The following is a 10,229-nucleotide window of genomic DNA, read 5'->3' as shown; positions in this document are numbered from 1 at the left end:
GATGAACTTGGTATCTTTCAAAGCGTTTTCTAAGGCTTTCCGTTCTTCTTTGCTAGCGGGCTTACTTTCCGGTTTCTTCGGCTGGGCCGGTTTATCCGGCTTACTTGGCCGGGCAGGCTTCGCTGAACCGCCTGAATGGCCGGACCCGCCAATGGTTACTGTCCCGTTTTTTTTATTCTCGGATTGGTCCGGTTTTTTATCCGGTGCCTTTGTTTCTACGGATTTGCCGTCTTGAACAACTTTAATCTCCTTGGGGGCGACAACCGGCTTGGTTAGTTTAACCTGGTCAAGGGTTACGGTATCATTGCCTTTTTCAGCCTTGGCGGAAACCGTGAGCTGACCGCTAATGGTCGTATTTTTCAGAGTCACGCCCGGCACTTGGACATCTACATTATTAACTTCACCCAGACTGTAGGTCCCGGGGACGCTTAAGGCCGGGTTTTTATTGAGGCTCCGGTCCAGCCAGAGGATATTATCGGCCCGTTTACTGGACAGGGTCAGGCTTTCCGTTAAATCCGCCTGGCTAAAAATCCCATTGGCAATGGCCTGTTTAACAGCCTCCGCGGCCCAGGGGGAAGCTTTAAGGTTTTCCGGCACTTGAACGTTTTTAGTGGACTGGTTGGGTAAGGGAGACAGCCGCAAAGCAACGGCAATGGCCTGCTCGGCGGTCACCTGACCATTAGGAGCAAAGGTATCCGGCCCCATCCCAACCAGGTAGCCGGCCTGGACGGCCCGGGCCACCTCTGTAGCATACCAATCATCCGTTTTAACATCTTTAAACCGGCTGATATCTGCTGTCTTCGTAAAGCCCTTGACCCGGTTGATAAAGGCGGCTAATTCCGCCCGGGTGATAGACTGGTCAGGGTTCACTTGTCCCTGGTCATCACCCTTGACTTTACCTTCTTGAATCCAACGCTGCAAGAGGGCTTCATGTTTATGGCCCTTAATATCCTTATAAACACCTTGACTGATTGCTGCACTGGCTGCTTGGGCCGGTGAGGTTAAAGGAGCGAATGGCATAGAGCTAACCATTAAACTGGCTGCCAAAACGCCGGCACAAAGTTTTTTGTTTTTCATTCAGGACCTCACTTTCATTTTCTTCTAAAGGATAAAAAATGCCGTAAAGCTAGAGTGGAATTACGGCATTTTTAGTTATCAAGTTTCAATACCAAGCACAAACTTATTTGAATTGGGCTTCAAATCGATCAAAGGCATCCAAGATGGCATTTTTAGCTGCGTTAGAGCTAATGGTCGCCCCGGAAGTGGTGTCAACATTTTTGTCAGTACGATCTTCATCGTCAAATTCTGTTTTCATACTTTGAAAATCTGCCTTGGTTTTAATGTTTTTTGCTTTGATAATCTCATCAAAGCTTTTAATTTCCGGATCTTTCGGATCCCCATAAATCATCGGGTCCCAATACTCTTGGTTTCCGGCAAAAGAGGCCTCGTATTCTTTCCTATTTTCCACAATATCAAAAGTATAGGCGGTCACTTGATCGAGAGTCGCTATCCCGTTCTCATTTAAGGGATCAACATCTTTATTAGCTGACGCCGGTGCGAGATCGTACGCTACAACCTCATGCTTATCATTAAAGGTTACTGTTGCTATAACATAGTAGCTGTCTGCTTTTTTCTTCCAGCTCTTTAATTTTTTGACATGCGCCATCCCTTGAACCGTATAGTTGATTTTCTTCCCAACCTTCAGTTCAAAGGGCAGGTTTAAGTCTTCATACTCATTACTTTGGATGGACAGGGTATACTGGCCGGCATCGGCTTCAGTGAGGTTTTTCAGGGTCAAGGTGTGGTTTGCTAAATCCAGAGCATATTGGTCCGGCTTAAGGACCTTTTCACCCATCTTGACTTCTGAGCCGACAACCGTCCGGGTTTCAACTTCAGTGGGCAGGGTCACCACCGTTTCACCGCCATTCAGGATATCTGTAGGCGCAATGGCCGGATAGTTGCTGTTTGGTTTCTTAGCCTCTTCTTCCGGTTCAGCTTCTGCTTCACTAATAGCCGCACTTAGTTCACTAGAGGCGGCCTGCAATTCTTCCCGGTTTTTTCTGGAATCGGCCAAGGCCGCCTTAGCTGCATCAATAGCCGATTTCAGCCGTTTATGGCTGGGGTGGGTGGCTAAAACTTCCTCAGCATGAGGCAGGTCTTTCTTCATGTTGGACCGAGCTAACAACTTATCGCTATTGTAAAAGGCCAGCTGCAGGGCCATGGGGTTGAAAGTAGTTGCCTCTTGAGCCTCTTTCACTTTTTGCTGAACGACCTTTATTTCTTGTTTAAAGTCCTGGTCTTGGTTTTCTTCATCGTCCAGTTCTTCCTGCCACATGTCAATGACATCCAGTGCAGCACCGAGCATCTTTCGTTTAAAGACCTCTGCTGCTTCAGCCAGTGCCTCTTTTTCAGCCTGGAGTTCTGCCAGGCCGGAGTGGTCATCAGCCAAAACTTTTTTAGCCTGGTCTAAGGCCTTTTTCAGAGGTTCACGTTTATCCTTATCAAAGGGACCGGAGAATTTTTCACCGGCAAACCAGGCCTCTACCTTATCAATTTCTGCCTTTAAGGCTTCCTGTTCCGCGGACATCTTACCGGCTTCACCGGCATTATCGGAAATGGCCTTAAACATGTAGGTATAGGTATCATAGTAGTCAAAATGCTTCCGCTTATCGGTTTGCAGAGCATCCTTTCCGTACACAATTCCTACAGCCTTTTGTGAAGTATCCGGCACTTCAAAAGCCTTATCCGGAGTCCCTTGGAGGATATAGTCTTGGCCATTTTTATCGGTCAAAATCACCCGGACTTCGATTTTTTTGCCGACGATTTTATCAAACTTGGACTTGGGCACCGGCATCACAAACTTAAAGGCATCGAAGCCCTCTTTTGGCGTATAGAGGTTTTCCCATTGCTCTGTCCCGACAATCCGATACTGGAATTCCTTTTGCTTGAGTTTTTGCGTTTCACTAATCAGGACCAGGAGTTCTTTCTTAACCCCTGACGACACATGGACAAGGTTCAGTTGCAAACCTCTGCCCAGAACGTTACCGACATTTTCTTCGGTTAGAGCCATTCCATCGGAGACTTCTTTGCCGTCATTCTTCCGTTCAACCCGGATGCCTTTTTTGGCAAAATCAGCCCCCTGGATGGTTTCTGTTTTGCCGCCCCTTTTTTTCAGGACAACAGAAAAGTCCTTGAAGTTGAGGGGGTCACCGGTATTATAACCGGAGGCCTTGTCCTTACCGGCATGGCGGTCAAACTGAACACGGTCGCCCTTGATATCCATCCCCAAAACATCATTCTTGGGGTTGGCCTTGTTTAAGGCATCAATAATGGCATTGGCGGTCCCGTGAGCTGTCCAGGTGGCGCCGGAGGCAACGTCAATCCGCTCGTAACCGGCTGCTTTGAGCTTCGTACGAACTTTTTTGCCAATGGCATCGTAAGCCTGGATGTGACTTTGATAAATTTCATCCATCCCACGAGGGGCCCCTTCTTCGGTACCGAAGAAGTGTTTCATGGCCTCCTTGTAGGCCTCATCGGTATGCCCCTTCTCGCCGGCCCGGTTATACATGGCCTTGGTTAAGTTAAGTTTAGCATTCAGCTGGGCTGCGAGACTTTGTGGATCTTGTTTATCAATGACGGTCTTAATAAGATTTTTGAACCCTTTTTCTTCATAGGTGCCGCCGTCATCAATCTGGCCATCTCCGGCCTTATCGACAGCGACAATCTTACCCCCCTTAACGGTGACTTTCACGTAAAGGTTTTTCTGGTAGCCGAGGGCAAAGCCATCGTATACCCCATCCACATAGCCCCGGTCATTATCCAGAGCCTTAATTTCAGCAATGGGTTTGACCGTTAGGCCGCTGTAGTCATCCAGCTTTTCCTTAACATTAATGGTGATGTCTTGTTTTTTCGTACTCTTGTCAGCAAAAACAAGGGTAGCTGTTACCGTTTGAGTGCCGGGTTTGGTGAATTGATAACTGACCGGGTCGGTAATTTTCGCCCCCTTAGGAAACTCTTTGAAGGCCTTTTCCAGGTCTGTGTTCGTAATCGGCCGGTTTAAGAGCCAGTCCATAATCCGGGGTAACTCATTATAGGTTTCTGCCTGAGGCTTCTTGGGCTTGTTCGTTTCTTCTTTCGGTTTAGACGAACCGGAACTATGGCCGGAAGAGCCGCCTATGGTAACGGTACCCTTGCTTTTCTTATCATCGTCCTTGGCTTTATCGACCGGCTCTTGGGTGGTCAGGCGGGTCCCATCCTGGGTAACCTTCACGCTGGAGGGTGCAATAACTTTATTGGCTAATTTAACCTTCTCCAGCTGTAAGGAGACAGGTGCCTCTTGGCCCGCATCTTTTTTAGCGGTGACGGTCAAGATGCCTTTAACTTCCCCGTCCTTGAGAGTAATACCGGTAGTTTGAACATCCACATCGTTAACGCTACCTAACGTATACGTCCCGGGCACACTTAAAGCAATATTTTTATTCAGGGCCCGGTCTAAGATAAGAATGTTGTTGGCCCGTTTTTCAGGCTGGACTAAGCCTGCCTGCACTTCTGTTAAGGTGAAAATCCCATTGGCAATGGCCTGGCGAATGGCCTCTTTCGCCCAGGGAGAAGCCTTAATATCTTCGGGCACTTGTACGTCTTTAAGAGATTGATTGGGCACTGCCGACAGGCGTAGAGCCACAGCAACGGCCTGCTCTGTCGTCACAGGACCATTAGGGCCAAAGGTATCTGGGCCCATGCCAACCAGGTAGCCGGCTTTCACGGCCCGGGCAATTTCCTGGGCATACCAGTCATTCGGATTAACATCTTTAAAGTGGCTGATGTCTGCCATTTCCGTGTAGCCCTTCACCCGGTTAATAAAGCTGGCCAGTTCAGCCCGGGTAATGCTGGCGTTAGGATTGACCTGGCCATGGTCATCCCCTTTCAACTTGCCTTCTTCAATCCAGCGTTGCAAAAGTTTTTCATGTTTATGGCCCTTAATATCGCCATACTTCATTTGGACGGCAGCCTGGTCAGCTGCTTGAGCCGGATGAGCTAAAACAGTAACGGGGAAAGAACTGACTAGCAGGCTGGCAGCCAAGACGCCGGCACAGATTTTTTTCTTTTTCAAGGTATTCTTCCTTTCTAGTTCGGAAAAGATCCATGTGAAACCACAAATAACTAATTAGTTTCGTTAGCTAACCTTAATAAAACTTTTTAGTTAGGTTAATCTAACTAGTTTTATGTAATTATATTGTTACATTCTTATTTCGTCAACCGCTAATAAAAAGTTTAAATAATCAATCTTTAAGAACCATTTCAAGGGTAAATGCCTATCCTTAGGTAAAAAAATAAGATAAATGACTGTTTGAAAAATGGGAATGCCTAACCCTCTTTAAAAAATCTTAATAAAAAAAGTCGGACAAGATGTCCGACTAAAAAGCAATCCCCTAATCGTTAACCAAGGATTAGGGGATTGGCTATTTACTTTTATCTGTTATCTTCCAGGTCGTCTGGGCGATAATGAATTTCAAAGTCTTGGGCCTTCATGGCATCCAGAGATTTTTGTATATCGCTGCGCCCTTCTTGGATGACCTCGTAGTAGACGGTGAGCTGGTTTTCCAGTTTGCTCATGATGTCATGGGCATAGTTAAAGGCCCCTTCATAGATGTCATGAGCCTGCTGGCGGGCATCATTGACGATGGCCTCCCCTTCGCTGGTGGCCATTTGGGTGATTTCATGCTGTTCGACCAAGGCACGCGCCCGGTCTTTGGCTTCCGCTATAATGCGATCCTGCTCCTCTTGGGCAGCGGCAATAATGCGCTCCTCATCGCGTTTGACCCATTGGGCGTCTTGAATCGCTGTGGGCATATTCGTCCGTAGACCATCAATGACGGCAAACAAGTCCTCTTGCTCTAAAATGACTTGTTCTTTATTTAAGATGGGCTGCTTAGCGTTTTTGACCATGTCCTCCAGCTGATCAATGAGGTCCAAAATTTCCATGGGCGATACCTCCTGAGTTATTTGTTGTGTATGAGATAGGTAATCCTTGTATCTCCGTACGATTTCTGCTTATATATTAAGAATACCCTATCGTTAAGGGAAAATAAAGCCTTTTTTGCGCTTTCTGCAACAATTAGGCCGTCTTTTGCTAAAAAATGTCCATGATTGATGATATCCAACACGGATTCATATAGGTTGGCCCGGTAGGGCGGGTCGAGGAAGATTAAATCGAAGGGGCCTTTGATCCGGCCGGACTTGAGCTGGGCCAGGACATCACCGGCAACCACTTGGGCCCGGTCCCCTTCACCGGCTCGAGCAATGTTGTGCTCTAAAACAACTCGGGCAGCCTTACTCTGCTCACAAAAGACGACGGATTCCGCCCCTCGGGACAGGGCTTCCAAGCCCATGGCCCCGGTGCCGGCGAAGGCATCCAGGACGCGGGCGCCGGGTAGGCGGAACTGGATACTGCTAAAAATAGCCTCCCGGACCCGGTCAGCTGTCGGCCGGGTTTCCAAGCCTTTGGGGGCCTGCAAGCTAAGACCCCGGTGTTTACCTGCTACGATTCTCATACTTCCTCCTAGGACATCATCCGCCGGCGCATATCGTTCATGTAGGCTGTGAGCAAGGGGGGCACCTCATCCCGGGCTTGGACTGCTTTGGCCAGGTCGCGAGCGACTAGGACCAGGGCCTGGTCTCGGACCGGGTCAGCCAAGCGGAAGACCCCCTGGCCGCTTTGCCGCAGGCCCAGGAGCTCCCCGGGCCCCCGCTGGGCCAAGTCGGCTTCAGCAATCTCAAAGCCATCTGACGTCCGGCTCATCAATTCTAACCGGGCCCGGGCTTCGGGGCCCCGGTTATCGCTAACCAAAAAGCAGTAGCTTTGGCTGCTGCCCCGGCCCACCCGACCCCGCAACTGGTGCAATTGGGCCAGACCAAATCGGTCGGCATTTTCGATGACCATAATGGTCGCTTCCGGCACATTCACCCCTACTTCAATGACGGTGGTGGAAACGACCATCTGCAGCTGGCCGGCGGCAAAATCAGCCATGACTGCAGCCTTGTCTGTGGCCTTCATCCGGCCATGGAGAAGGCCTATGGAAAAGTCCGGAAAGACGGTCTCAGCCAGGTGGCTATAAAGGCTTTCAGCATTTTGCAAGTCCAGTTTTTCACTCTCTTCGACCAGGGGGCAAACCATATAGACCCGCTCGCCGGCTACCATATGGGTCCGCAAAAAATCATAAAGGCCCTCCCGCTTATGGCTCCCCATAACATAAGTTTTGATTGGCTGGCGGCCGGGCGGCATCGACTGAATCAGGGTCAAGTCCAAGTCTCCATAGACCGTTAGGGCTAAAGACCGGGGAATTGGCGTAGCTGTCATGACCAAAAGGTCCGGGTGGAGCCCTTTTTCAGTCAAAAGCTGCCGTTGTCTGACGCCAAACCGGTGCTGCTCATCAATGACCACACAACTGAGGTCTTTAAAGACCACATCCGGTTCAAAAAGGGCGTGGGTCCCGATGACCAGGTCAATGTCTCCGGCGGCCAGGTCCGCCAGACGCTCTTGGCGAACCTTGGGCGACAGGCTCCCGGTTAGGGTCTCTACCCGAATGTCGTACCGGGCCAGGTCTTCCTTCATGGTCAGTTCATGTTGGGTGGCCAAAATCTCTGTAGGTGCCATCAAGGCCCCCTGGTGACCGCCGGCAACGGCCCGTAAGAGGGCCAAAATGGCCACAGTTGTTTTCCCTGACCCTACATCACCCTGAAGCAGACGGTGCATCTGGTAGGGCGAGGCCATATCAGCCCAAATGGCATCTACTGCCTTTTTCTGGTCGACTGTCAATTCATAGGGAAGGGCTGCCAGGTAGCCCCTGGTCAGGTCATCGGCCACCGGATGGGCTACCCCCCGCTGGCGGTCACCGCCCCGTTCCTGGGCCCAGAGGATTAAGAGCATAAATTCCAGGGTTTTCAGAGCCTTCAAGGCCTCATCCAGGGCCGCCCGGCTCGGCGGCTGATGGACCAGCTGCCAAGCCTTAGGAATAGGGCATAAGCTTGTACCCTGGGGCCAGATATCCTTCATCAAGGGCAGGCCGGCCAGGACCTGGCTGACAGCATCCTGGATTACCTTACCCGATAGCCCTTCAGTGGTTGCATACACCGGCTCAATGCGGCGGTATTGGTCAGCCTCAGCCAAGTCCTTCAAGAAGACATGCCGGGTCACGACGATTTCCCGGCTAAAGCGGGCATTGACCCGGCCAACGCAGAAAAGCGGCCGACCATGGCTAAGCTGGCGGTCCAGCTGCCAGCGGCCAAACCAGGTGGCTACCACCTCGCCTTGGGGCCCTTCCAAGAGGGCCTTCACAAGGGACTTTCCTGTCCGGGTCCGGGCATTTTCAACAGATACCACCCGGCCGGCATAAGCCACCGTTTCGCCATCAATCCAGGTCCCAACAGGCTTGACTTCTGTGTAGTCGTCATAGCGGAAAGGGTAGTGTTGGACCAGGTCAAATAAGGTCCGGATCCCTAAAATCCCGAACTGACTGGCCCGCTTACTCCCCACCCCCTTCAAGACAGTAACGGGGTCAGTCAGCAGCCGGGTCATCGTCAGACCAATCCATATAGAAGGGGTAGCAGGCAATCCCCTGCTGGCCGCCGATGGCATGGTGGAAGGCCAAGCCCTCATCATTATCCATCAGGCAGGTCCACTTGAGCCCCTCAATGCCGGGCTCACCCTTGAGCGACATGAGCATTTTCTTCCCAATCCCGAGGCCTCGGCCTTCAGGTAAGACAAAGAGGTCCTCTACATAGTAATTGAGATGGCCACTAAAGGTCGATACGACCGGGTAGTAAAGCATATAGGCCACCGGTTGGTCAGCCAAAAAGGCCAGCCGGACCTTGGCCACTTGACGGTCGAAAAGCAGGCCAGCCAAGTGTGCCTTGCTGGCTGTAAAATCCTCCGGCCGTTTTTCATGGACGGCCAGTTCATAAATCAGCTGATAGATAAAATCCATATCAGCCCGTTCAGCATCTCTTATGTATATTTCCGAACTTGTTCCCATACGCGTGCCTCCTTTGGTATAATTCATTGTAACGGATTTATCTAAGACCTGCAATTATTGACCCATAAAGGAGAAGCTATGGCATTTGATTATTTCTTATTTGACCTGGATGGCACCCTCATCGACAGTAACAAACACGTTATTGACTGTTTTAAATACGCCTTTCAAGAAGTCCTGGCTGAATCCATCAGCACCCCCGAGATCACAGCCACCTTCGGCATCCCCCTGGAGACAGCCATCCGGGCCATGCGACCGGCAGCCGCAGACGATTTACTAAAGACCTACCGGGCTGAGTCCGACCGCCGGGGCCAGGATGATATCCTCATGGTGCCGGAAGCAGATAAGACCTTAGCCGCCCTCAAGGCCCGCGGCGCCGGCATCGCTGTAGTGACCTCCAAAAAACGGGTCAACGCCTACAAGAGCCTGGACCAGTTGGGTCTTTCCCCCTACCTGGATGTCTTTGTCGGCCCAGAAGATACCGACCGGCACAAGCCGGACCCCAAGCCGGTCCAAATCGCCTTAGAGCGATTCGCGGCCCGCCCGGACCAGGCCCTCATGGTCGGCGACTCCGCCCATGACATCACCGCCGCCCAGAAAGCCGGCGTAGCCACCTGTGGTGTCGCCTTCGCCACCTGTGGCAAGGAAACCCTGGCCCTCGCCCAACCGGACTATATGATTGACCAACTCTCTGACCTTCTCACCCTCTGCCAGTAATGGCACAAATGAGATAAAAATACCCTCCAGGCCTCTGCCTGAGAGGCAGTTATCCATAAAAGCAAGGCCGATGCAGAAATAAAGGCTCGATAGGCCAGCCCAGATCTGCGAAGGCGGCCTTAAAAGATGACGCCGACTTATACCGGTTCGTAAAGGCAAATGCACTGGATTTAAACGATGCCCGGACTCAACCCCAGCAACCGCCTGTCAATATAAAGTATAGAGAAGAATAACAAAAACAGATTTACATATAAACCCCGTTTTGTTAATATTTAAAGCAAGTGTACGGAAATACGTTTCCCCTAAGAGGTGGTTTATAAATGGCTTTAACTTTTTCTCATGTATTCTTTAGCCTTTTAAATCTCGTTATGCTCCTTGTTTTTACCGCTATAATCATCTACCTCTGCTATCGCTTCCTGAAATATTTTCGACAGAAATAAGAGGATACTTCCGTCTACTAAAAGGAATATATGTAACCGCCAC

General features: G+C 50.5%; 7 protein-coding genes. 1 reads left to right on the top strand and 6 read right to left on the bottom strand.

What is annotated here, in order from left to right:
- The 6 genes from ACKQTC_RS09120 to ACKQTC_RS09095 all read right to left on the bottom strand — a co-directional run.
- Positions 1 to 1,020: S-layer homology domain-containing protein (locus ACKQTC_RS09120; protein WP_408978132.1), on the bottom strand; the 1,020-nt coding region annotated here is incomplete at its 3' end.
- A gap of 160 nt (positions 1,021 to 1,180) precedes the next feature.
- Positions 1,181 to 5,110, bottom strand: a complete 3,930-nt coding sequence (locus ACKQTC_RS09115) for an S-layer homology domain-containing protein (protein WP_408978131.1) — start codon at positions 5,108 to 5,110, stop codon at positions 1,181 to 1,183.
- A gap of 359 nt (positions 5,111 to 5,469) precedes the next feature.
- Positions 5,470 to 5,982: an ATP synthase subunit B family protein gene (locus ACKQTC_RS09110; RefSeq protein ID WP_408978130.1), complete on the bottom strand. Its 513-nt coding sequence runs from the start codon at positions 5,980 to 5,982 to the stop codon at positions 5,470 to 5,472.
- Positions 5,983 to 5,999: 17 nt separating this feature from the next.
- Positions 6,000 to 6,551 (bottom strand): 16S rRNA (guanine(966)-N(2))-methyltransferase RsmD, encoded by a 552-nt coding sequence (rsmD, locus tag ACKQTC_RS09105; RefSeq protein ID WP_408978129.1) that lies wholly within the window; start codon positions 6,549 to 6,551, stop codon positions 6,000 to 6,002.
- Positions 6,552 to 6,559: 8 nt separating this feature from the next.
- On the bottom strand, positions 6,560 to 8,575 hold the full coding sequence (recG, locus tag ACKQTC_RS09100) for an ATP-dependent DNA helicase RecG (RefSeq protein ID WP_408978128.1): 2,016 nt from the start codon (positions 8,573 to 8,575) through the stop codon (positions 6,560 to 6,562).
- The gene (locus ACKQTC_RS09095; RefSeq protein WP_408978127.1) at positions 8,556 to 9,032 is read right to left on the bottom strand and encodes a GNAT family N-acetyltransferase; all 477 of its coding nucleotides are present in this window, start codon (positions 9,030 to 9,032) and stop codon (positions 8,556 to 8,558) included. The genes recG and ACKQTC_RS09095 overlap by 20 nt, the downstream gene beginning before the upstream one ends.
- A gap of 78 nt (positions 9,033 to 9,110) precedes the next feature.
- Here ACKQTC_RS09095 and ACKQTC_RS09090 point away from each other — a divergent pair, with 78 nt between their 5' ends.
- The gene (locus ACKQTC_RS09090) at positions 9,111 to 9,746 is read left to right on the top strand and encodes an HAD-IA family hydrolase (protein ID WP_408978126.1); all 636 of its coding nucleotides are present in this window, start codon (positions 9,111 to 9,113) and stop codon (positions 9,744 to 9,746) included.
- Positions 9,747 to 10,229 lie beyond the last annotated feature (483 nt).

The sequence above is a fragment of the Peptococcus simiae genome, assembly GCF_046097595.1.
Taxonomy (GTDB): Bacteria; Bacillota; Peptococcia; order Peptococcales; family Peptococcaceae; genus Peptococcus; species Peptococcus simiae.
The sequence above is the reverse complement of the archived record's forward strand: the minus strand, read 5'-3'. Positions and strand labels throughout refer to the sequence as shown.